This is a genomic window from Streptomyces sp. NPDC050504, from assembly GCF_044458065.1.
In the GTDB taxonomy this organism is placed as follows: Bacteria; Actinomycetota; Actinomycetes; order Streptomycetales; family Streptomycetaceae; genus Streptomyces.
In genome coordinates this window covers 257,976-279,056 of sequence record NZ_JBITHO010000009.1, presented here as the reverse complement: position 1 = coordinate 279,056, position 21,081 = coordinate 257,976, and the positions used below count along the sequence as shown (strand labels likewise).

At 67.7% G+C, this 21,081-nt stretch carries 23 protein-coding genes and 2 pseudogenes; 8 read left to right on the top strand and 17 right to left on the bottom strand.

Translation table 11 applies throughout. From position 1 onward, the window contains the following. The first annotated feature begins 95 nt into the window (after positions 1 to 95). Entirely contained in the window at positions 96 to 872 is a 777-nt protein-coding gene (locus tag ACIBNE_RS31540) for a GntR family transcriptional regulator (RefSeq protein WP_399277607.1), read from the top strand. Positions 873 to 909: 37 nt separating this feature from the next. Here the strand turns inward: ACIBNE_RS31540 and ACIBNE_RS31535 are convergent, their stop codons facing one another. From ACIBNE_RS31535 to ACIBNE_RS31525, 3 genes are all read right to left on the bottom strand, one after another. After that, positions 910 to 2,067, bottom strand: coding sequence for an ROK family protein (locus ACIBNE_RS31535; protein ID WP_399277605.1), 1,158 nt, complete (start codon positions 2,065 to 2,067; stop codon positions 910 to 912). A 118-nt stretch (positions 2,068 to 2,185) separates the two neighbouring features. Further along, entirely contained in the window at positions 2,186 to 2,836 is a 651-nt protein-coding gene (locus tag ACIBNE_RS31530; RefSeq protein ID WP_399277604.1) for a response regulator, read from the bottom strand. Between the two features lie 4 nt (positions 2,837 to 2,840). Then, on the bottom strand, positions 2,841 to 4,022 hold the full coding sequence (locus ACIBNE_RS31525) for a sensor histidine kinase (protein ID WP_399277602.1): 1,182 nt from the start codon (positions 4,020 to 4,022) through the stop codon (positions 2,841 to 2,843). 108 nt (positions 4,023 to 4,130) lie between these two features. Between ACIBNE_RS31525 and ACIBNE_RS31520 the strand changes: the two genes are divergently transcribed. From ACIBNE_RS31520 to ACIBNE_RS31510, 3 genes are all read left to right on the top strand, one after another. Further along, positions 4,131 to 5,099 (top strand): ABC transporter ATP-binding protein, encoded by a 969-nt coding sequence (locus ACIBNE_RS31520; protein ID WP_399277600.1) that lies wholly within the window; start codon positions 4,131 to 4,133, stop codon positions 5,097 to 5,099. A gap of 3 nt (positions 5,100 to 5,102) precedes the next feature. After that, positions 5,103 to 5,840 carry an ABC transporter permease gene (locus ACIBNE_RS31515; RefSeq protein WP_399277598.1) on the top strand — a complete coding sequence of 246 codons (738 nt, stop codon included), beginning with the start codon at positions 5,103 to 5,105 and terminating at the stop codon, positions 5,838 to 5,840. 63 nt (positions 5,841 to 5,903) lie between these two features. Continuing rightward, positions 5,904 to 6,341, top strand: coding sequence for a hypothetical protein (locus ACIBNE_RS31510; RefSeq protein ID WP_399277596.1), 438 nt, complete (start codon positions 5,904 to 5,906; stop codon positions 6,339 to 6,341). A gap of 78 nt (positions 6,342 to 6,419) precedes the next feature. On the opposite strand, the pseudogene ACIBNE_RS31505 reads toward ACIBNE_RS31510, so the two are convergent. Next, positions 6,420 to 6,497, bottom strand: a pseudogene (locus ACIBNE_RS31505) (mismatch-specific DNA-glycosylase); the annotation flags it as partial. A gap of 48 nt (positions 6,498 to 6,545) precedes the next feature. Here ACIBNE_RS31505 and ACIBNE_RS31500 point away from each other — a divergent pair. Next, positions 6,546 to 6,794 (top strand): annotated as a pseudogene (locus ACIBNE_RS31500) (hypothetical protein); the annotation flags it as partial. A gap of 26 nt (positions 6,795 to 6,820) precedes the next feature. Here the strand turns inward: ACIBNE_RS31500 and ACIBNE_RS31495 are convergent. The 8 genes from ACIBNE_RS31495 to ACIBNE_RS31460 all read right to left on the bottom strand — a co-directional run bounded on the left by ACIBNE_RS31495 (position 6,821) and on the right by ACIBNE_RS31460 (position 13,152). Then, positions 6,821 to 7,552, bottom strand: a complete 732-nt coding sequence (locus ACIBNE_RS31495) for a hypothetical protein (RefSeq protein WP_399277794.1) — start codon at positions 7,550 to 7,552, stop codon at positions 6,821 to 6,823. Between the two features lie 119 nt (positions 7,553 to 7,671). After that, complete coding sequence (locus ACIBNE_RS31490; protein WP_399277594.1) at positions 7,672 to 8,508, bottom strand: hypothetical protein; 837 nt, start codon at positions 8,506 to 8,508, stop codon at positions 7,672 to 7,674. An 84-nt stretch (positions 8,509 to 8,592) separates the two neighbouring features. Continuing rightward, positions 8,593 to 9,627 (bottom strand): UvrD-helicase domain-containing protein, encoded by a 1,035-nt coding sequence (locus ACIBNE_RS31485; protein ID WP_399277592.1) that lies wholly within the window; start codon positions 9,625 to 9,627, stop codon positions 8,593 to 8,595. Further along, a complete protein-coding gene (locus ACIBNE_RS31480; protein ID WP_399277590.1) occupies positions 9,614 to 11,209 on the bottom strand; it encodes an ATP-dependent nuclease in 1,596 nt (531 codons plus the stop codon). Before ACIBNE_RS31480 ends, ACIBNE_RS31485 begins: the two co-directional genes overlap by 14 nt. A gap of 297 nt (positions 11,210 to 11,506) precedes the next feature. Then, a complete protein-coding gene (locus ACIBNE_RS31475) occupies positions 11,507 to 11,842 on the bottom strand; it encodes a hypothetical protein (protein ID WP_399277588.1) in 336 nt (111 codons plus the stop codon). Positions 11,843 to 11,867: 25 nt separating this feature from the next. Beyond that, positions 11,868 to 12,455 carry an ATP-binding protein gene (locus ACIBNE_RS31470; RefSeq protein WP_399277586.1) on the bottom strand — a complete coding sequence of 196 codons (588 nt, stop codon included), beginning with the start codon at positions 12,453 to 12,455 and terminating at the stop codon, positions 11,868 to 11,870. After that, entirely contained in the window at positions 12,452 to 12,826 is a 375-nt protein-coding gene (locus tag ACIBNE_RS31465; protein ID WP_399277585.1) for a hypothetical protein, read from the bottom strand. Before ACIBNE_RS31465 ends, ACIBNE_RS31470 begins: the two co-directional genes overlap by 4 nt. Then, complete coding sequence (locus tag ACIBNE_RS31460; RefSeq protein ID WP_399277583.1) at positions 12,823 to 13,152, bottom strand: recombinase family protein; 330 nt, start codon at positions 13,150 to 13,152, stop codon at positions 12,823 to 12,825. Before ACIBNE_RS31460 ends, ACIBNE_RS31465 begins: the two co-directional genes overlap by 4 nt. A gap of 218 nt (positions 13,153 to 13,370) precedes the next feature. On the opposite strand from ACIBNE_RS31460, the gene ACIBNE_RS31455 reads away from it, so the two are divergent. Both ACIBNE_RS31455 and ACIBNE_RS31450 read left to right on the top strand, forming a co-directional pair. Beyond that, positions 13,371 to 14,528 carry a helix-turn-helix transcriptional regulator gene (locus ACIBNE_RS31455; RefSeq protein ID WP_399277582.1) on the top strand — a complete coding sequence of 386 codons (1,158 nt, stop codon included), beginning with the start codon at positions 13,371 to 13,373 and terminating at the stop codon, positions 14,526 to 14,528. Between the two features lie 13 nt (positions 14,529 to 14,541). Beyond that, positions 14,542 to 15,261: a 5-formyltetrahydrofolate cyclo-ligase gene (locus ACIBNE_RS31450; RefSeq protein ID WP_399277581.1), complete on the top strand. Its 720-nt coding sequence runs from the start codon at positions 14,542 to 14,544 to the stop codon at positions 15,259 to 15,261. Positions 15,262 to 15,296: 35 nt separating this feature from the next. Here ACIBNE_RS31450 and mug read toward each other — a convergent pair whose 3' ends face one another. The 3 genes from mug to ACIBNE_RS31435 all read right to left on the bottom strand — a co-directional run bounded on the left by mug (position 15,297) and on the right by ACIBNE_RS31435 (position 18,174). Beyond that, entirely contained in the window at positions 15,297 to 15,875 is a 579-nt protein-coding gene (gene mug / locus ACIBNE_RS31445) for a G/U mismatch-specific DNA glycosylase (protein WP_399277580.1), read from the bottom strand. 15 nt (positions 15,876 to 15,890) lie between these two features. Continuing rightward, positions 15,891 to 17,327: an adenylosuccinate lyase gene (purB, locus tag ACIBNE_RS31440; protein WP_399277578.1), complete on the bottom strand. Its 1,437-nt coding sequence runs from the start codon at positions 17,325 to 17,327 to the stop codon at positions 15,891 to 15,893. 70 nt (positions 17,328 to 17,397) lie between these two features. After that, a complete protein-coding gene (locus ACIBNE_RS31435; protein WP_399277576.1) occupies positions 17,398 to 18,174 on the bottom strand; it encodes an SGNH/GDSL hydrolase family protein in 777 nt (258 codons plus the stop codon). A gap of 61 nt (positions 18,175 to 18,235) precedes the next feature. Here ACIBNE_RS31435 and ACIBNE_RS31430 point away from each other — a divergent pair, with 61 nt between their 5' ends. After that, positions 18,236 to 18,697, top strand: coding sequence for a holin (locus ACIBNE_RS31430; RefSeq protein ID WP_399277575.1), 462 nt, complete (start codon positions 18,236 to 18,238; stop codon positions 18,695 to 18,697). On the opposite strand, the gene ACIBNE_RS31425 is transcribed toward ACIBNE_RS31430, so the two are convergent. Together ACIBNE_RS31425 and ACIBNE_RS31420 are read right to left on the bottom strand one after the other, a co-directional pair. Then, positions 18,694 to 19,707 (bottom strand): hemolysin family protein, encoded by a 1,014-nt coding sequence (locus tag ACIBNE_RS31425; protein WP_399277574.1) that lies wholly within the window; start codon positions 19,705 to 19,707, stop codon positions 18,694 to 18,696. The two genes, ACIBNE_RS31430 and ACIBNE_RS31425, sit on opposite strands and share 4 nt — an antisense overlap. Beyond that, entirely contained in the window at positions 19,704 to 21,050 is a 1,347-nt protein-coding gene (locus ACIBNE_RS31420; RefSeq protein ID WP_399277572.1) for a hemolysin family protein, read from the bottom strand. Before ACIBNE_RS31420 ends, ACIBNE_RS31425 begins: the two co-directional genes overlap by 4 nt. Between the last annotated feature and the right edge of the window lie 31 nt (positions 21,051 to 21,081).

Genomic DNA, 21,081 nt, shown 5'->3' with positions numbered 1-21,081 from the left:
GTGCGCCGCCTTATCGTCGCGAGTTAAGGCAGGAACCTTTAATAAACAAGGGCACGAAATAGCCGCCGGGGACACGGCGATTGCGGAGGATCAGGGTGGGGACCACGCAGCTGGGTTCGGTGGCGGAGCCGAAGTACTGGCACCTCAAGACCGTGCTCACCGAAGCACTGGACACGGACTTCTCGGTGGGAGAGATCCTGCCCAACGAGCGCGACCTGGCGGCCCGGTTCGGCGTCGCCCGCGCCACGCTCCGCCAGGCGCTCGAACAACTGGAGCTGGAAGGCCGGCTCCAGCGCCGCAGGGGCGTCGGTACCACGGTCGCCCCGCCGCGCGTCGGCGTGGCCGTCCCCACGGCCAGGCCCGACTGGACCGGCGCCGTCGGCGAGGACTGGCAGCCCGTCGACTGCACGGCGACGGCGGTCCCCGCGGCCGTCGCCAAGCTCCTCGACCTCGACATCGAAGCGGTCGAGGCGGGCACGCCCGTGCACACGGTCCGTCGCATCAGGCTCAGCCACGGCCAGCCCGTCGCCGCCGAACTGCTCTACGTCCCCGGCTCCTCCGTGCCCGACCTGAGCGCGATCGACGCGCCCGCGGGGCCCGTCAGGGCGCGCAGCGTCCTGCGCGAGCTGGAGCGCGTCGGCCTGGAGGGCCAGGACCGCGCCGTGGAGCTCGGCTCCGCGAGCGCCGACGACGCCAAGGAGCTCGACCGGCTGCCCGGCGCCCCCGTCCTGGTCGTCACCACCCGCTACTTCGCACGCGGCGGCACGGCGGCGGTCTCCGTCGCCACGTACCGTGCGGACACCTGCCGCCTGACCTTCGGGGACTCCGGCGCGGTGGAGATCAGCCACGAACAGGAGCGTCGCGCTTCCTGAAGCCCGGTACGCGAACCGCGCCGTCGGCCCGTCGCACTCAGCGCCGGGCCGTCGCCGTTCCCTCGACCGCGAACAGCTGCTCCTCGACGTGGTCCAGCGCGAGCCGCAGCGCACCCGTCGCCACCGCCGCCTCTCCGAGCAGCGAGAGCGCCACCCTCGGGGGCCGCAGGCAGTACCGCGCCAGCTCGCTGCGCAGCGGGTCCAGGACGCCGTCCAGACCGGCCGCCCAGCCACCCACGACCACCAGCTCGGGGTCCAGGGCCAGCACCAGCGCCGCCACGTCGTGCACCAGCCGCTGGATGAAGCGCTCGACCGCGGCCTGCGCCCGTACGTCGCCCTCCTTGGCCAGCGCGAAGACCTCCGCCACCGCCTGCTCGTCCAGCGGGTGCAGCGGCTCGTCGGTGGTCGACAGCAGGTGCTCGGGCGTCACGTCGCGCCCCAGCAGGTGCAGCGCCCCGATCTCGCCCGCGCCGCCGCCGAACCCCCGGTGCAGCCTGCCGCCGATCAGCGACCCGGCCCCGGGGCTCAGCCCCGCCAGCACCATCACGATGTCGTCGGAGTCGGTGGCCGCGCCCTTCCAGTGCTCGGCGACGGCCGCCGCGTTGGCGTCGTTCTCCACCAGCACGGGGCAGCGGAACGAGCGCCGCAGCCGCTCGCCCAGCGCGAGCCCCGTCCATCCGGGCAGCGCCGTGCCCAGCCGTACGGTCCCGTCGGCCTCCACGATGCCCGGCGTGCCGACGCCCACCGCGCGCAGCGAGGAGCGCGGCACGGAGGCCCTGCGCAGCACGTCGGCGACGACGCCGCGCATCTTCTCCAGCCGCTCGTCGGCGGACGCGGTCTCCGACACGTCGCGGGACTCGGCGCCGACGATCCGCCCGTCCAGTCCTGAGATCAGCGCGGCGACCCGGTGCGGACCGATCTCGATGCCCAGCAGGTAACCGGCCTCCGCACGGAACCTGAACCGGCGGGCCGGGCGGCCCTGACGCCGGGTCTCGCCCTCCTCGGGGCCGGTCTCCAGCACGAGGCCCGCCTCGATCAGCCCCTCCATGACCCCTTCGACGGTGGGCCGGGAGAGTCCCGTGACGCGGGTCAGGTCCGTGAGAGTGGGGGAATCGGCGCTCCGCAGCGCGTGCAGCACCACGGCGGAATTGATCCGCCGCAGCAATGAGGGATCCCCACCGGTCAGCCGCCCCACGGTGTGTCCTCCCAGGTCGTGGCGTGTCTGCCGGATCGTACTCGCTGGCCGCGAGCACTGCGAGTCACTGTTGCGCAACCCCGCGCTCAAGGGGTGGCCGGCGCTCCGCGGCCGGCGCTCAGCTCGGCGACACGAACCCCGACTCGTACGCGGCGATCACCGCTTGCGTACGGTCCCGCGCACCCAGTTTCGACAGCACGGCACTGACGTGGGTCTTCACCGTCTCCGTCCCCACGATCAGCTTGGCGGCGATCTCCGCGTTGGACAGCCCGCGCGCCATCAGCCGCAGCACCGCCCCCTCGCGCTCCGTGAGCGCGGCGCGCTCCATGGCGGCCCTGGCCCCGCTGCTGCCGTACTCGGCGGCCAGGGACCGCACCGCGGCGGGGAACAGCAGCGACTCGCCCTCGGCGACCACCCGCACCGCGTTCACGATCTCCGCGGGGCGCGAGCGCTTGAGCAGGAACCCGTCGGCCCCCGCGCGCAGCGCCTCGTACACGAACTCGTCGTTCTCGAAGGTCGTCACGACCAGGATCTTCGGCGGCTCGTCCACCGAGCGCAGCACCACCCGCGTCGCCTCGATGCCGTCCATCAGGGGCATCCGCACGTCCATCGCGACCACGTCGGGCCGCAGCCGCCGCACCAGCGGCACCACCGAGGCGCCGTCGGCGGCCTCGCCGACGACCTCGATGTCGGGCTGCGCCTCCAGGACGGCGCGCAGACCCGCGCGCACCAGGGGCTCGTCGTCGACCAGAAGAACGGTAACCGGCATCGGGTCACCCTATGCGGTCCACCGGAAGGCTCGCCCGTACCGTCCACTCGCCCCCGAAGGGACCGGTCTTCGCGCTCCCGCCCAGCAGCGCGGCCCGCTCCCTGATGCCCCGCAGGCCGCTGCCGCCGCTCGGTCCCGGTACCGCCGAACCCTCCGCACCCAGCGGATTGGTCACGCTCAGCTCCAGACGGCCGTCGCCGACGGCGATGCGCACGCGCGCCGGTACGGGCCCCGAGTGCCGCACGACATTGGTGAGCGCCTCCTGGAGGATGCGGTAGCCCTCCCGCGAGACGGGACCGGGCACATCGGGCAGCGCGCCCGTCACCTCGGTCTCCAGCCGCACGCCCGAGGCGCGCGCCGAGTCGAAGAGCCGGTCGGCCTCGGCGAGCGAAGGACGTTGGGACGTGGGTTTCCGCTCCTCGCGCAGCACCCGCAGCACCCGCTCCAGGTCCTCCAGAGCCTCCCTGCCCGTGTCCTCGATCGCGGCCAGCGCGCGCTCGGTGAAGGCGGGGTCGCCCGCCGCCCTGGCCGCGCCCGCCTGGACGACGGCCACGGTCAGCGCGTGCCCGATCGAGTCGTGCAGTTCGCGCGCGATGCGGTTGCGTTCCAGGAGCTGTTCGGTGCGCTCCTCCAGTGCGGCCAGCCGGTCCTTGGGGGAGGGGCCGAGCAGCCGGCACGCCAGGGCCGTGATCAGGTCGCCGAGCGCGGGGAGGGCGAGCAGTCCGGCCAGCAGGGGCACGGGGGCCGCCAGCGCCCACGCCGGGTGGGGCGGCAGGAAGGTCAGGTACTCCGCGTCGGACGGCGGCCCGCCGTCCGCCATAGCGGCCAGGTCGAACGCGACGATCGGCAACCACACGCTCACGGCCACCGCGCCGAGGGCCAGGAGCACGCGGGCCTCGATCCACAGCACCATCCGGCCCCGCTCGGCCCAGGTGACCGCGCGCGTCGTGGAGATCCGCGCGTCGGGACGCCCCCGCTCGTCGGGAGTGAGCAACAGCTGCGCCTGCACGCCCTCTTCGATCCGCAGGGCGGGGATCAGCCCGACGGGCATCAGGAACAGCAGGGGGACGTACCAGCCGTTCGGCGCGATGTAGACCCACACGCCGTACAGCAGCACGGGCAGGCACAGGTGGATCCAGCGGGTGTACGTGACGGGCTGGGCCAGCCTGCGCAGATAGCGGAGCATTCCGTCATCGTGCCAGGTGGGACCAGGGGCCCGGCTCCCCCGTGCGGGGGAGACGATCTCCACGGGCGGGGGAGGCCCGGAACCCCTGCCTGCGGCCAGGGTTGAGCCATGACCAGCATCCACGTCCAGGACCTCACCAAGGACTACGGCGCCAAGCGCGCCGTCGACGGCCTCACGCTCACCGTGCGGCCCGGCCGGGTCACCGGGTTCCTCGGCCCCAACGGTGCGGGCAAGTCCACCACCATGCGGCTCGCCCTCGGCCTCGACCGGCCCACGTCGGGCACCGCGACCATCGGCGGCCTGCCCTACCGGGAACTGGCCGAACCGCTGCGCACGGTCGGCGCGCTGCTCGACGCACAGGCCGCCCACGGCTCGCGGACCGCCCGCGACCACCTGCTGGCGCTGGCCGTCAGCAACCGGCTTCCCGCGCGGCGCGTGGACGAGGTGCTGGAGGAGGCGGGCATCGCGGGCGTGGCCCGCAAGCGGATCAAGACCTTCTCGCTGGGCATGCGCCAGCGCCTGGGCATCGCCGCCGCGCTGCTCGGCGACCCCGAGGTGGTCCTGCTCGACGAGCCGTCCAACGGCCTGGACCCCGAGGGCATCATCTGGATCCGCGAACTGCTCAAGCGGCTGGCGGGCGAGGGCCGCACCGTCCTGGTCTCCAGCCACCTGATGAACGAGACGGCGTCCTTCGCCGACCACCTCGTGGTGCTCGGCAGGGGGAGGCTCCTCGCGGACACCCCGCTCAAGGAGTTCCTGGACGGCCGCAGCCGGCCGCGCGTCAGGCTGCGCACCACCGAGCCTGGCAGGCTGTGCGCGGCGCTGCTCCGCAAGGGCTACGAGGCCCGTCAGGGCGACGACGGGCGCTGGACGGTCGACGGGGCCAGGGCCGAGGAGATCGGCGCGCTCGCGGCCCGCGAGGGCGTCCCGCTCGTCGAACTCACCGACGAGCAGGCCACGCTGGAACAGGCGTACCTGTCCCTCACGTCGGACGAGGCCGAATTCACGACGTCCACCGCGCCGTTCACTGCGCCCTTCACCGCGCCATCCACCACGACCACGAACCCGGAGGGCTGACCGATGTCCACCACCGCCGTGCTCCACTCCGAGTGGATCAAGCTCAAGTCGGTCCGCTCCGTGGCCGGATCACTGGTCTCGGTCTTCGCCGTCACGCTCGCCGTCACCCTGCTCGCCTTCTCCACCATCGGGCAGGCCGAGGCCGACAACGAGGGCTACGACCCCGTGTTCGGGGCCTTCTACGCCCTCAACTTCGGCCAGATCGCGGCCATCAGCTTCGGCGCGACCGCCCTGTCGTCCGAATTCCTCGACGGCGCCCTGCGGATCTCGCTCGCGGCCGTCCCGCGCAGAGGGCTCTTCTTCGCGGCCAAGACCGGCGTCGTCGGAGCGCTCGCGCTCGCGGTGGGCCTCGCCACCGGCTTCGGCACGTTCCTCGTCGGACAGGCCTTCATGGGCGAGTACGCGATCGGGCTCGGCGATCCGGGAGCGCTGCGCGCCTGCGTCGGCAGCGGCGTCTACCTGGCGCTCATGGCACTGTTCGCCGCCGGACTCACCGCCGTACTGCGCAGCGGGGTCGCCGTGTTGAGCATCCTCATCCCGTTCGTCCTGATCGTCTCCTTCGTCGTCGGCGACGTCGCGGGCGGAGCCGCCCAGTACTTCCCCGACAAGGCGGGACAGCAGGTGCTGCGGCTGCACCCGGAGGGGGCGCTCGGCGCCTGGACGGGACTCGGGGTGACCGCGCTGTGGGCGGCGGCGGCGCTGCTCGCGGGCTGGTGGACGCTGCGGCGCAGGGATGCCTGATCCGCCGCACTGCCCTTCGACGGACAGGGGTCGATTGTCAGTGCCCGGCGGTTTACTGACGACATGACCGCAGCCCAGTACGCGCGTCTCATCGACCGGCTGTGCTCCCGGGGCTTCCCCGCGGAGCGCGGCCCGTCAGGCCTGGGCCTCAGCGGTCCCGGCTACCACACGGCGTGCCTCAGCCACGACGACGAGGGGCGGCGCGGGGACGCCGCCGACCGCCTCGCGCGGCGCGCCCAGTGCCTGGCGGAGCACGAGGCGCTGCTCGAACTGCTGGGCAGGCGCTGGGGCGAGCCCCGGCTGGTCAGCCTCTGGAGCGCGCAGGCCCGCTTCCTCGCGGGGGACGCGATCCCCGACCCCTGGGCCGAGTTCGCGCTGGGCTTCGACTTCCTGCACCTGTGGCGGGTGGAAGGGCACTGGATAGCCGTCGGCATGGCCCTGGACGAGAACGGCCCCGGCTGGGAGCTGAGCGTCGCCGTGACGGAGGTCGCCCCGCCGTAGCGACGCCCGGGCTCGCACTCTCAGCCGGGCGCCGCGCCTTGGCTCGCCCCTCAGGTTGCCGCGCCTCGGCTCGCACCCTCAGCCGGTCGCCGCCGCGCGCAGCCGCGCGTACTCCTCGGCCATCGTCTCCACCGTCCAGTGCGCGTTGAGCCCGCTCAAAGCATTGGAAACTATGCCCAACATAGTACAATTAGGGCATAGCAGATGAAAGCGGACATAAACCCCATAATCGTTGCCCCGTACGCCCGTATCTCAGATACGGATGAGGAGCGTGCTCCCGGTCTTGACCGGCAGCTTCGTACTGTACTGCCACTCATCGAAACGCGCGGCGGTACAGCAACACGCGAGTACATCGACAACGACAAGTCTGCATATAAGCCGGAGGTCATCCGTGACGAAGGATTTGAACCCTGGCTTCAAGACTTCACCGCCGGTAGGAATGATGGCATTGCTGGTTGGGATCTCGACCGCATCTTCCGTCAGCCCTCCGACCTTGAACGCGTAATCAAGGCGTACCTCCACGCGTACGTAGCAGCCGCCTTCCTCCTGTCGGGCTTCTTGAGGAGTAGCGCGCCGCCGCCCAATGCGACGGCGCCAATCGCCCACGGAGAGATGCCAGTCTGCCGCCCCAGGAGCTTGACCAGCCCCACCGCGCCCCTCGCCGGAAGAACGGCAGTGTTCACCGTGACGGCCTGGTCCCTCACGCCTTCGGCAATGTCGAGGACTGACTTCGCCGCTCGTTGCCAGTCCTTCGGGGCGAACCCAGGCTTCTTGAGGTGCCGGTCATCAGAGAACACGACGCATGGCGCAATGAGCTTGGCCAGCCACCCTGTTGGCACGTCGTCGGTGTCGGTGATCGCCAAGACCTGTTCGTCGGGGCCGTCGACGTCCGACATCGTGACGAACCGCAGCGCCGGTAGGTACTCGGCTTCAAAGTGGGCACGGAGGGTGGCAAGCGGCACCAGGCCGCGCTTGGCCATCTTCGAGAGGTGTTCGTACGTCTCATCAAGGACGTGGTCGGCAGCATAGAGAGTGGCGGTGCCGTCATCGCTCATCCGCAACAGCCGCGACCGGAACCCCTTACGGCAGTCGTTCTCGATGCTGCTCAACAGCGCGTTGGTGTCGACGACGGCGACCAGATGCGGCGCGCTTGAACTGTAGGGATCAAGCGGCGTGCGTCTCGCAAGTGGTGGTATCTGGTCGTCTGTCATGGACCAACGGTAGTGGTCGGATGGGATAGCGTCATTGGGTTTCACGCGGGCTGAAGAACGCGTCGTAGCCGCCGCCGGGGCCGGACAGACAGCGTTCAGCCCCGGCGGTCGAACCCCCGTCAGTTGATCGTGAACGACCTTCGGTTTTTGAGGAGGGCGTCACCGTTGTTGAACAGGGCGAAGAAGTCACCAAAGGCCGGGACCACATGGCCCGCGCCTCGCGCTGCAAGTCCTCGGTCGCGAAGCACCTCGATCACGTACCTCGCCAGCGCCGTACAAAGGAAGGTGCCCTCTTTTGCTACATACTCACTGTTGTGCTCGGCCATAGCCGCTTCTTCGACGCTGCTTACCGGGGTACCGTCCTCCGTCATGGAGCGGATCAGCATCTTGTTGCCCAGGAGCTCCGCCACCGTACTTACCTTGGCCGCAACTCGAACTGTTCGCCGCGCAGGCCGCTTGGCGAGCAACGGCTGCCCTACGACCTGAAACCAGCGAGCTACCGGGTCAAGCGAGGGAGCTTTTCCTGAGAGGACATCAAGGTTGTAGTACCGAGTCGTCTTCGCGAACTCGGCAAGGAACACCACCGCGTCGCCGATGATGTCCGGGTGCGGCAACTGCCAATCAAGTTCGCTCTGATCGAGCTTCGCCCGGATCGCTTGTACGGCATCAAGCAGCTTGCTCAAGTCATGACCGTAGGCACTTCTAAGTTGCTGGTCGCTCGGGAACTTCCCGTCTTCCACAAGGGAGTCGAGCAAGATGGTCAATTTCATGACCCGCTCCAGCCCGATCGTGTAGTTGAAGAACCCCCCGTAATACTTCTCCGTCTGCTGGTAATTGGCCTTTCTCAACGTGGTGAGCCCAACACACAAGGTCTGGGCTGCAAGCCCCGCCTCGTGCAGTAGCGGTTGGAAAATCGGCGAATCCCACGGACTTGCTACCGACTTGGTGTTTGTCATGAGGCGTGCCTCTCGTACGTCAGTCCCTATCCTGGCCAACCGTAGCGACTAGATACGCGAGGATTCACCTGATTTTTTGGACTCCTACGGGAGGACGAAAGCCACGCTGTACTTGGCCCGCGTCACCGCGACATAGAGCTTCGCCTTGTCCCCTGCTTGGTCGGGGTCTCTCGTCTTGTAGTACTTACCCATGGGGACCGTCGGGAAGATGAGCACTCGGTCGAAGGTGCTGCCCTTCGCAGTGCCCATGTTCATCGCGGCCAGCCCACACGTATCGGAGTTCTTGTTGTAGCGCAGCACGACCGGCGCATACTGCTCGGCGTACTCTCGCACCTCCGACTTCTTGATCGCGAAGACTCCATCGTGTCCGGTGACTTCGGTGTTCTTGGAAACCGTACGCGCAAGGTCTGGATACAAGTCATCCGCGAAATCGCAGATATCTTGGTGACAGCGGTAGCTCTCTACGCGGTTTTCCACAAGGCACAGGTCGGCTCGCTCGCCCAACCACTCAACGATTCCACTTCCCTTGAACTTCTTATTCTTGGCGGCGTTGTTGGTCGCGAAAGTTGCCTGACGCGGGTCACCCACGACGGTGACAGCAATCGGCGACTTCATCAGAAGCTCTAGGAGTTCCAGGTCGTACCCAGCCATGTCCTGGATTTCATCAATATAGATGTGGTCGTACATCCGCGAGAGGCGGTCGACGACCATGCCCTTACTCAGCCTATTGGCCTCGAAGGAAAAAGCTGAAACGCCATCCCTATAGGCAGCCTTACTACGGTCTAGGTAGTACTGCGCGGGTTTACTCTTCGGGATGTACCTTGAGCGCTGCCCCACGAAGTTGAGCCCAGCCATCATCCCTGCTTCACCGAGGACAAAGCTCTGGTACGGGCGGGCGCATTCGTTCAGAAGAAAGGAGAACCATCCCATGACCGTGACATGGCCTGGAAGTACCCCGGTGCCTGCGCTCAGTCGGTTCACGATCTGATGCAGGTTCTCGTTGGTGTAGGTCGTCACCAACACGCGCTTGCTCGGATCTGCAACGACGCAGTCGATGATGTGCTGGGTCTTCCGAGAGCCGGCCGCCGCGATGACGGCCAGGTTATTAGGCGACTGCATCCCTGATGTACTCCGGCATATTGATGGTCTGGTCGCTGGAGAAAATCGTTAGAGCACAGGTTGTCTTCCGGTCCTCCATGTGCTCAAGAAGGTCTGCTTCGGAAGTGAAATTCTCCCCGAGGATGGCGTTCATTGCGGCGAGACCGTTCGCCTTTAGAAGCTGCGGCTCAAGGGTCTTGTACGCCTTATCCTGTCCCACGTGAACAGAGATGTTCGGGAAGGCAGTGTGAGCGGCGTACTTTTGCTGAACATCTGCGGCCTCTGTGCCGTCGTTGTCCCTCACAACGGCGACCACATTGCCGGTGAGTGATGCGATATCCAGGAACCGACGAAATGCCAGTCCACGAACGCTGATTACGTCTACGCCGTCTTCAATGGGCAGGCAACCATGAACGTCCTTGTAGGCCCGCTGGACGATGAGTTCATCGGATGGGCCTTCTACAAGGATTGAGCGTCGAGCAAGCACAAGGCGTAGGGTGTCGTAGCCCGAAAGCTTGCGGAAGTAGTCCTGTGTGTCGACAGGAAGGCTGTCGAGCCGGAAGCCTTCCGTCTCTGACAATAGGACGAGCTTTTCGAGCCTAAGCTTGTTGAGTACGTACGAGCTGTGTGTGGTAATGAAGACCTGCTTACCCGCGCACTTGTCGCTGATCTTTTTGACCAGCTTGCCCAAGTTGGAGAATGGCAGGTGATTCTCCGGTTCCTCGACGAGAACGATGTGAGCGTCTTCCACCTTCTTGTTAAGAGCAAGGAGGATCTTGAGCGTGCTCTGCTCACCCTTGCCGACATACTGAAAGGGCAGCTCGTCGAGATGCGGAATAATACTGCTTTCCCAGCTCGACTTCTGTGACACGTCGATGCCAAGTGTCAGCTCGCGGTCACTTACGTCACTGGGAGCGCCACGCAGTTTCTCATTGATCTTCACGATTGAGTCATCCGCTGCAAAATTCTCACGGAGACTGCGATAGGCGCGTGTTAGCTTTACGCGTTCGTCCGGCGCAAGGTGCGAGTTGATGATTCCGTTTAGATAGTAGTCGACACCACTCTGAAGATGGATGTTAGAAGCGTCGATCAGGGAGGCCGTGGCAGGAATGCTGCGGAAGGTGATGCCATTCCCCGAGAAGGCCAGCCAGTCAACCTTGTAATACTCCGTGGGAACCAATCGAACCTGAGTCGGGTCTTTGATGAACTCCTTGTACTCAGGCTCGTAATCCGGGTTAAGTGCGACACGGATACGCACACCCGACTCATTGGCCTTCAGGAGATTATTGGTTCCCATCAGCTCAGCAGGAGCCGTCTTGCTGTCGAGGAAGAGGTCAATGATGATTTCTGGCGGCCTGGCTTCTCGCCCCTCCCGCAGGGCGGCGATGTACTCGGCAGCGGCATCTTGATGGAACAGGTACGGCGACAATTCCTGGGCAAGCAGTCGGCTTCGAAGCCTGCCAGTGAGCGTAAGGCTGATCGCTTCCAAAATCGTCGACTTACCCGCGTCGTTGTCGCCCACCAAGATGTTCATCTTGGGGTCAAAATCAAGCTTGAAGCTGCGAAATGCGCGGTAGTTCTGGATGACGATTTTTGAAAGCATATATCCCCCATTTTAAATCTTTCATCGTTCAAAGGCGAGCATTAACTCAATCGACGGAATCGCTCCGTCGCTCGCGTCCCCACCGCTGCGCCTTCGAACAAGTGGCGAGGATCGTAACAGTCGCCACGACAGTTGCAGGAGTAGAACCGACAAACTTCTTAGTGATACCTACCCTTTTGGAACATGAGTGCGAATCGCAAGTCGGGTGTCACTTGAGCCACTCGTCTACTACGCAGCAAGACGCCACCCAGATCAAAGGATCAAGGCGGCGTCTTCGCGTGCGGGGTAAGTGAGGGTTCATCCGGCGTGGGCCCATCCGTAGATGTCGCTCGCCTCATACAGCAGCGCCCCGGCATCCTCCGTGATCGCCTCCAAGACAAGGAGCTGCATCAGCGGATGCTCCGTGATCTGCTCCAGGGACAGCATGATCACGTGGTGGATGTTGTCGCGGATAAGTCGACGTACCAACCGGCTCGGCGCTATGCCGGGGCCTTCTTCGTAGTGGGTGTGTACCAGCCGCAAGTCGTGCGCCTCGGCGAACTTGATGATCCCGTTCTCGATGAGCGCCAACTCGTGGTCGTCAGTGTCGTGGCGCAGGCGGATGTATCCGAACGCCTTCAGTGCATCAGTCATGGGGAGCCCGTTCTACGGCGTCAGTTCAGAGGAGTCGACAGAGGCCATCAAGGACGCGCTGCATCAGCGCGATGGACGCCTGGTCCTTCACGGGACCGTCCTGCGGCTTGAGGTCATCCGGCACACGCAGTTGAAGCGTGGAGCCATCAAGGGCGGGATTCGGGAGCTGAGCCGTCGCGATCATCGCCCAGACGATCTTGCCTCCGGCCGGCGGTCGGTAGATGCCCCAGTTCTTCGAGAGCGCCTCGACGAGGTGAAGTCCGCGCCCACCTTCCGCCTCCGCGGTGACGGTTTGCTTCACCGGTTCATCCGAACTGCGGTCCCACACCTCGACGAACAGTTCATCGCCCACGACTCGCAGCTGTATGGCCATGACGTGCTGGGCGGTGATCTCCCAAGGTTTCGGCTGCCGACCGGGGAGACCCGTCGCCTTGACGGCGTTGCTGACGAGCTCGCTCATCATGAGCGCGGCGTCGTCGGCGAAGTCGTTCAGCTTCCAATACTCCAGCGTCTGGTAGACGAACTCACGCGCAACCGGTACGGCGGAAGCAACGGCAACAAGGTGTAGTCGGGACACGTGCAGCGTCCTCACGGTGGAAGCTGTCGCGGTCATCGGTCGCCGCCGTTCTTCACCACGGTCGGCGGGTATGACGACGGCTCCTCCATCGGCGCGACGATCCAGACCTGACCACCGATGTCCTGCTCAAGCACTTCCTTGGAAAGATCCGACAGTACGGGTAGTTGGTTGAGGTGTTCGCTGGTCGGCACGATCACGTGGCGGATGTCGTGACCTTGGCAGTAGGCCATCAGAGCGTTGAGGGCGAGCGTTCGTTGCCATCGCTTCTCGACGAACACCATCGACAGCGCAAGACCTTCGCGTTCAGCGAAGGCCGCCATGTTCGCGACGTGCTGTTGTTCAGATTGGTCGTCGTCTGACATCCGAAGCCGCAGATACCCGACGCACAGCGGGGCGGGTGTAGTCACGGCGTCTTTGCCCCTTGCACGATCCACAGCCGCGCACCGAGTTCCTTTTCGATGTGTTCGCGCATGGCTGCTTGCAGTCCAGGCAGCCGGGCGAAGTGCCACAGCGACGGCACGATGACGTGTTTGACCTCGGTGGTCTTGAGTGCGTCCACGAGCGTGAAGAACGCCGACTCTTCCTCGGCACCGAGCCGTTCGATGAACAGCCGCTCCAACTCAAAGCCCTCGCGGCTGGCGTGCGTTTCCAACTCCCGCCTGACTGCCTCATTTTCGTCTTGGCCGTCATCACTTGGCGTTAGCCGCATGTACCCGTACATGGAAGGTGGCATCCGTTCCTCCTGGGGGACTGGAACGGCTGGCGAGCAGCGGCACGGGGATTCCATCTGCTCGCCAACCTGTCCGCTAGAGAAGCGGTTTGACCTGCAAAGACACCACAGCAAACGTGCGGCACTCCTGCCGCATCCATGAGGGATTCACAGTGCTGGCCTGCACGGATGCCACTTGCACGGTTATGGTGAACACTCGCCCCCGCACGGAGGGATGGGCGATGGCAGCGAAGCGGATGGGTCTCGTCCGGAGTCGTAAAGCGGCAGGCCACACGCAAGAGAGCCTGGCCGAGATTCTTGGTGTCGAGCGCTCGACGGTGGGTCGGTGGGAGTCTGCCGAGACGGAGCCGCAAGCTTGGTTACGGCCAAAACTTGCTCGGGCACTCAAGGTGTCGAACGAGGAGCTTCAAGGGCTACTCGACGACATCACCGTCACCGACTCACGCCCCAGCGAGCGGATGACGTATGCGCTGGAAAATCCAGCGGCGGCCGATCTCATGGTGGTCGCCTACCTCCACGAGCAGTTGCGGAAGCTGGATGAGGCATACGACCAAGAGACGTCAACCGCCCTGCTAGGTCGTGCCGGTCAGCTTCACGGTCAGGTGCGCTTCCTCCGCGAGAACGCCGCCAACCCGCGTGTGCGTCGGGCGCTGTACGAAGTTGAAGCCGACTCGGCCACGATCATGGGGCAGCTCTGTTGGGACGTTTCCCAACGTCGCGACCACCATGCGCCGGTTCAGTACTTCAAGGAAGCCGTCGAAGCTGCCCGTCATGCCCGCGACCCACTGACGGAGTCATACGCCATCCTCCGCATGAGCTTCGTTGCGCTCTACGGAGAGAAGAACGCCGAGCGTGGCGTGATGCTCGCCGAGCAAGCAGCTGACGCCGCCCGGATGGTCAGTCCGGCGCTGACTGGGTTGAGCCTGCTTCACGTTGCTGAGGGGCACGCCATGACCGGCGCACTCTCTGAGTGTGAGTCTGCACTGAAGAAGGCTGACGCTCAGTTTGACCGTGTCCACCCCGATGATCTGGCGGCACCCTTCTACACCGTCAACGAGTACAACCGCCTCGCGGGCTCCTGCTACCTCTTCCTCGACCTCCCCGAGCGGGCCGAACCGATCTTGCGTACGACCTCACGAGCACTCGCCAGTAAGAAGAAATCTCAAGCCATCGCACTAGGGAACCTGACCCTGGCACTCATCCGTCAGCGGAAGCTCGACGAGGCGGCGAGCGTCATGCACCGCACTATTGATGCCGTCGAGCTGACGCGTGGTGGGGGTGGTCTTAACCTGGCCTTCTCTGCTGGGCGCGAGTTGCGGCAGTGGCGAATGGAACCATGGGCAGCAGACATTCATGATCGACTGCTCGCCCTGATGTAGAACGGGTGGGACGTTGACGGACATCGACCAGGCGAAGCAGGCCGTACGCGAGCGGGTGTGGCGACGACTCATTGACGGCGGCGGTGCACCGGCTGACTCGTACGGGAAGATTCCCGGCTTCTACGGCTCGGAGGCAACGGCCGAGCAACTGGCGACGCTGGATGAGTGGAGCCGAGCTACCACCGTCAAGGCCAACCCAGATTGGGCACAACTTCCCGTACGCGTCCGCGCCCTGAAGGACGGCAAGCTCCTTTACATGGCAGTGCCGCGCATGGCGTCGCTCGAACCCTTCTACCTGCTCGATCCGAAGGACCTCGGGCTTCCGCCGGAGGAAGCTGCCGAGAAGAAGGGCGCGGCTCAGGTTGCCCGCCGGCTTGCGCCAGAGTCGATGGAATCTATCGACGTGGTGGTGTGTGGCAGTGTCGCCGTGAACCGCTCGGGGGCGCGCATCGGGAAGGGTGCCGGGTACTCCGACCTTGAGGTTGCGCTCTTGATCGAAGCGGGTCTCGTGACGGATCAGACGGTGATCGTCGCACCGGTTCACGCGCTTCAGGTTGTCGACGACGACATCCCCGAGACCGAGCACGATTTCTCCGTGGACTACATCGTCACGCCCGACGAAGTGATCCCGTGCGGTAACCGGCGTCGGCCGTCGGGGTTGGTGTGGAGCGACCTCACCGCCGAGAAGATCGCGGCGATTCCGGCGCTGGCAGCACGGGCCGGGCGGGGGTAGCCGTAGCTGTCCCCGGGGGGCACTAGACGGCTAAACTAGCCCTCGGGGCCACCCGCACACGACGCGTCGGGTAGCCCTGTGACCAGCCGAAACGCACGAAACGCATCCGTCAGTTTGGGTGTAGTCCACAGCGCATTGAGCCCGCTGGGGTTGGGCAGCGCCCAGAGCCGGGTGGTGCCGATGGTCCGCTCCTGCGGCCCTATCCGCGCCGTGCGGTCGCCGAAGGCCGTGCGGTACGCGGTGACACCGGCCACCGCGAGCCAGCGGGGCCGCAGCCGCTCGACCTTCTCGACCAGGATCCGCCCGCCCTCGCGGAACTCCTCGTCGCCGATCTCGTCGGCCCGCGCGGTCGCCCGCGCCACGACGTTGGTGATGCCGAGCCCGTACGACGGCAGCTCGTCCTGCTCGGACGGGAGCAGCAGGCGCGGCGTGAAGCCCGACAGGTGCAGCACGGGCCAGAAGCGGTTGCCGGGCCTGGCGAAGTGGTGGCCCGTCGCGGCGGTCATCAGCCCGGGGTTGATGCCGCAGAACAGCACCGAGAGGCCGTCCGCGACCACGTCGTCGACGAGGCGGTCGCGGGCGGCCTCCAGCTCCTCACGCGTGAAGCGGGGCACGTGCGGTGTCCGGCGTCAGAGGATCGCGCCCGGCGCGTACCCGGCGGCGTCGGGGTGCTGCTTGGCGATCTCCTCGATGCGGGCGACGACGGACGCGACCTGGTCGGCGGCGGCGCCCGTGAAGGAGAGCTTGTCCGCCATCAGCTCGTCGAGCTGCGCCCGGTCCAGCGGGATGCGCGCGTCGGCGGCCAGCTTGTCGAGCAGTTCGTTGCGCTCGGCGCCCTGCTCGCGCATGGCGAGCGCGGAGGCGACCGCGTGCTCCTTGATCGCCTCGTGGGCCTCCTCGCGGCCCACCCCGGCGCGCACGGCGCCCATCAGGACCTTCGTGGTGGCCAGGAACGGCAGGTAGCGGTCCAGCTCGCGCGCGACGACGGCGGGGAACGCGCCGAACTCGTCGAGCACGGTCAGGAAGGTCTCCAGGAGGCCGTCGAACGCGAAGAACGCGTCCGGCAGCGCGACCCGGCGCACCACCGAGCAGGAGACGTCGCCCTCGTTCCACTGGTCGCCCGCCAGCTCGCCGGTCATCGACGCGTAGCCGCGCAGGATCACCATCAGGCCGTTGACGCGCTCGCAGGAGCGGGTGTTCATCTTGTGCGGCATCGCGGACGAGCCGACCTGGCCGGGCTTGAAGCCCTCGGTCACCAGCTCGTGCCCGGCCATCAGCCGGATCGTCTTGGCGATCGAGGAGGGCGCGGCGGCCAGCTGCACGAGCGCGGTGACCACGTCGTAGTCCAGCGAGCGCGGGTAGACCTGGCCGACCGAGGTGAAGGCGTGGGCGAAGCCGAGGTGGCCCGCGATGCGCTGCTCCAGGTCGGCGAGCTTCGCCGCGTCGCCGCCGAGCAGGTCCAGCATGTCCTGGGCGGTGCCGACGGGGCCCTTGATGCCGCGCAGCGGGTAGCGGCCGAGCAGGTCCTCCAGGCGCGCGTACGCGACCAGCAGCTCGTCGGACGCGGTGGCGAAGCGCTTGCCGAGGGTGGTGGCCTGGGCGGCGACGTTGTGCGAGCGGCCCGCCATGACCAGCTCGGCGTACTCGGCGGAGAGCTTGCCCAGGCGCGCCAGGACGGCGACCGTGCGGTCCCGCATCAGCTCCAGCGAGAGCCTGACCTGGAGCTGCTCGACGTTCTCCGTCAGGTCGCGGGAGGTCATGCCCTTGTGGACGTGCTCGTGGCCGGCGAGGGCGTTGAACTCCTCGATGCGGGCCTTCACGTCGTGGCGCGTGACCTTCTCGCGCTCGGCGATCGACGCCAGGTCGACCTGGTCGACGACGCGCTCGTAGTCGGCGATCGCGGCGTCCGGCACCTCGATCCCGAGGTCCTTCTGGGCGCGCAGCACGGCGAGCCACAGCTGGCGCTCCAGCTTCACCTTCTGCTCGGGGGACCACAGGACGGCCAGCTCCGCGGAGGCGTAGCGGCCGGCCAGGACATTGGGGATGCGGGGCTTAGCAGCAGTCACGTGACCAGATTCTACTGGCGATACGTGCAGGCCAGCGCCACGGTCCCGATTGTCGTTTCGTACGAGAGTGCTAGCGGAGATCCTCGAAGGGCGCCAGGTCGGGGCGCTTCGCCGGGCGGCCGTCGCCCGACGACCTGCCGGTGAGCCGGCGTCCGATCCACGGCACGAGGTGCTGCCGCGCGAACCGCGCGTCCGCCGTCCGCCGCGTCAGCCAGCCCGGCGGCACCGCGGGCGGCAGCGGGGCCCGCCAGTCCTCCTCGGGCGGCAGGCCGAGCGCCTGCCAGACCGCCTCGGCCACCCTGCGGTGCCCCTCCGCCGTCAGGTGCAGCCGGTCCACGTCCCAGAGGCGCTGGTCGCCGAGGACTTCCGCGCCGTACAGGTCGACGACGACCGCGCCGTGCCGGGCGGCCAGTGCCTCGATGAGGCCGAACAGCTCCTCCATGCGCGGCCTGAACCGCTCCATCACCGGGCCGTTGCGCCCGGGGCTGCGCATCAGCACCAGGCGCCCGCAGGACGGCGCCAGCTTCTCGACGGCCTCCTCCAGGCGGGCGCGCACCAGACCCATGTCGCACTTGGGCCGCAGCGTGTCGTTGAGCCCGCCCACCAGCGTCACCACGTCCGCGCCCATCCCGGCGGCGGGGTCCACCTGCTCGTCGACGATCTGCCCGATGAGCTTGCCGCGCACGGCGAGGTTGGCGTACCGGAAGCCGGGCGTGCGGGCCGCGAGCCTGGCGGCGAGCAGGTCGGCCCAGCCGCGGTACGAGCCGTCCGGCAGCAGATCGGACATGCCCTCGGTGAACGAGTCGCCGACCGCGACGAGACTGGTGTAGGAGGCATTCGGTTCCATGGCGGTGCGATGGTACAACGCGCCCCTGTCGGTGGCCCGGGTTCCGCGGTATGCCGGGTGCATGGCCACAAGCTCAGAGCTGTTCGAGAAGAAGTTCTGGATCGCGACCACCGAACGCGCGATCCGCACGTTCGCCCAGTCGCTCGCCGCCGTCCTGCTCGCGGGCGCTTCGACCCTGCTCGACGTGGAGTGGACCGCCGCGCTCGCGACGGCCGGTCTGGCGACGCTGCTCGCCGTCCTGACCGCGGTCGGCGCCTCGCAGGTGGGCCCGAGCGGGCCCGGCCTGGCCGAAACCGTACGGTCCAGGCTCAGCCCCGCGCCCGCCACGGGCGCGGAGCCCGTCGCCGCTCCCGCCGCGGAAACGGCCCCCGCCACGGAAACGGCTCCCACCGCGGAAACGGCCCCCGCCACGGGACCGGCGCCCGCCGCGGAAAAGGCCGCCACGGGAACGGCCCCCGCCGCGGGGGCGGGGGCCGCGGACGCGCCGGACTCCGGCGCGGCAGGACAGAGCGCGGTGACCTAGGAGGGCCGGCCCACCAGCTCCCGCAGGACGTCCTCCATCGCGACCAGGCCCACGGGCCGGCCGTCCTCGTCCAGGACCGCCGCCAGGTGCGTGCGGCTGCGGCGCATCGCCGTCAGGACGTCGTCCAGCGGCGTCTGGGCCCGCACCCGGGCGATCGGGCGCATCGCGGACGCCGGGAAGGGGACGTCGCGCGGGGCCGCGTCCAGTGCGTCCTTCACGTGGAGGTAGCCCAGGATCTGCTTCTCGGGGTCGACGACGGGGAAGCGGGAGAACCCGGACTCCGCCGAGAGCCGCTCCAGCTGCTCGGGCGTGGTGCCCGCCTTCGCGTACACCACGCGCTCCACCGGCATGACCACCTCGCGCACCGGCCTGCGGCCCAGCTCCAGCGCGTCGTGCAGCCGCTCGGCCGCCCGGTCGTCGAGCAGTCCGGCGTCCCCGGCGTCCGTCACCAGACGGGCCAGCTCGTCGTCCGAGAACGTCGCGGAGACCTCGTCCTTGACCTCCACCTTCAGCAGCCTGAGCAGCGTGTTGGCGAAGGCGTTGATGGTGAAGATCACCGGGCGCAGCGCCCTGGCCAGCGTCACCAGCGGCGGGCCGAGCAGCAGCGCGGTCCGCGCGGGCTCGGCCAGCGCGATGTTCTTCGGCACCATCTCGCCGAGCAGCATGTGCAGGTACGTCGCCACGGCGAGCGCGATCACGAACGAGATCGGGTGCACCAGGCCGTGCGGCACGCCCACCGCGTCGAACACCGGCTCCAGCAGGTGCGCGATCGCGGGCTCGGCGACGATGCCGAGCACCAGGGTGCAGAGCGTGATGCCCAGCTGCGCGGCGGCGAGCAGCGCCGAGACGTGCTCCAGACCCCACAGGACGCTGCGCGCCCGCCGGTTCCCGGCCTCGGCCTCGGGCTCGATCTGGCTGCGGCGCACGGAGATCAGGGCGAACTCCGCGCCGACGAAGAAGGCGTTGACGACCAGCGTCAGGAAGCCGACGAGGAGTTGGATCGCGATCATCGTCCGGCCTCCCCGGCGTCGTCGGGCGCGTCGGCCCGTTCCTGCGGTGCGTGCATCAGGACGCGCGCCGCCCGGCGCCCGGAGGCGTCCACCACGTCGAGCCGCCATCCGGCGAGCTCGACCGAGTCGCCCTCGGCCGGGATGCGGCCCAGCTCGGTGGCGATCAGCCCGGCCAGGGTCTCGTACGGGCCCTCGGGCACCCGCAGTCCGACCGTCTCCAGCTGGTCGGTGCGGGCCGCGCCGTCGGCGGACCACAGCGCGCGGCCCTCGGTGTCCTCGCCGGTCCGTGCCAGGTCGGGGGTCTCGTGCGGGTCGTGCTCGTCGCGGACCTCGCCGACGACCTCCTCGACGATGTCCTCCAGCGTGACGACACCGGCCGTGCCGCCGTACTCGTCGATCACGACGGCCATCGTGGCCTTGCCCGACAGCCGGTCGAGCAGCCGGTCCACGGTCAGCGTCTCGGGGACGAGCGGGGGCTCGCGCAGCAGGTCGGCGACCGGGAAGCGGTGCCTGCGCTCGGCCGGAACGGCCAGCACGTCCTTGATGTGCGCGATGCCGACGACCGTGTCGAGGCTGCCCCGGTAGACGGGGAAGCGGGAGAGTCCCGTGGCGCGGGTCGCGTTGGCGACGTCCTCGGCGGTGGCCTGCACGTCGAGCGCGGTCACCTGCACGCGCGGGGTCATCACGTTCTCGGCCGTCAGCTCGGCCAGATTGAGGGTGCGTACGAACAGCTCGGCCGTGTCGGGTTCGAGGGCGCCCTCCTTCGCGGAGTGCCGCGCGAGCGCCACCAGCTCCTGCGGGGAGCGGGCGGACGCCAGCTCCTCGGCGGGCTCCATGCCCAGGCGGCGCACCAGCTTGTTCGCCGTGTTGTTCAGGTGGCCGATGAGCGGCTTGAACGCGGCGGTGAACGCCCGCTGCGGGGTCGCGACCACCTTGGCCACGGCCAGCGGGGACGAGATCGCCCAGTTCTTCGGCACGAGTTCGCCGACCACCATCAGGAAGACGGTGGACAGCGCAGTGCCGAGCACGAGCGCGAGCGACGAGGTCACGGAGTCGGAGAGGCCGAGCGCGCCGACCGGGCCCTTGATGAGCTTGGCGATCGAGGGCTCGGAGAGCATGCCGACGACCAGGTTGGTGACGGTGATGCCGAGCTGCGCGCCGGAGAGCTGGAACGTCAGGCCGCGTACGGCCTTCAGGGCGCTCGCCGCGCCGCGCTCGCCGCGCTCCACGGCCCTTTCGAGGTCGCCGCGCTCGACGGTGGTGAGTGAGAACTCGGCCGCGACGAAGGCGCCGCAGGCGAGCGAGAGCAGTACCGCCACGAGGAGCAGGAGCACTTCGGTCATCGGTTCACCTCCGTCCCATGATCGGGCAGGG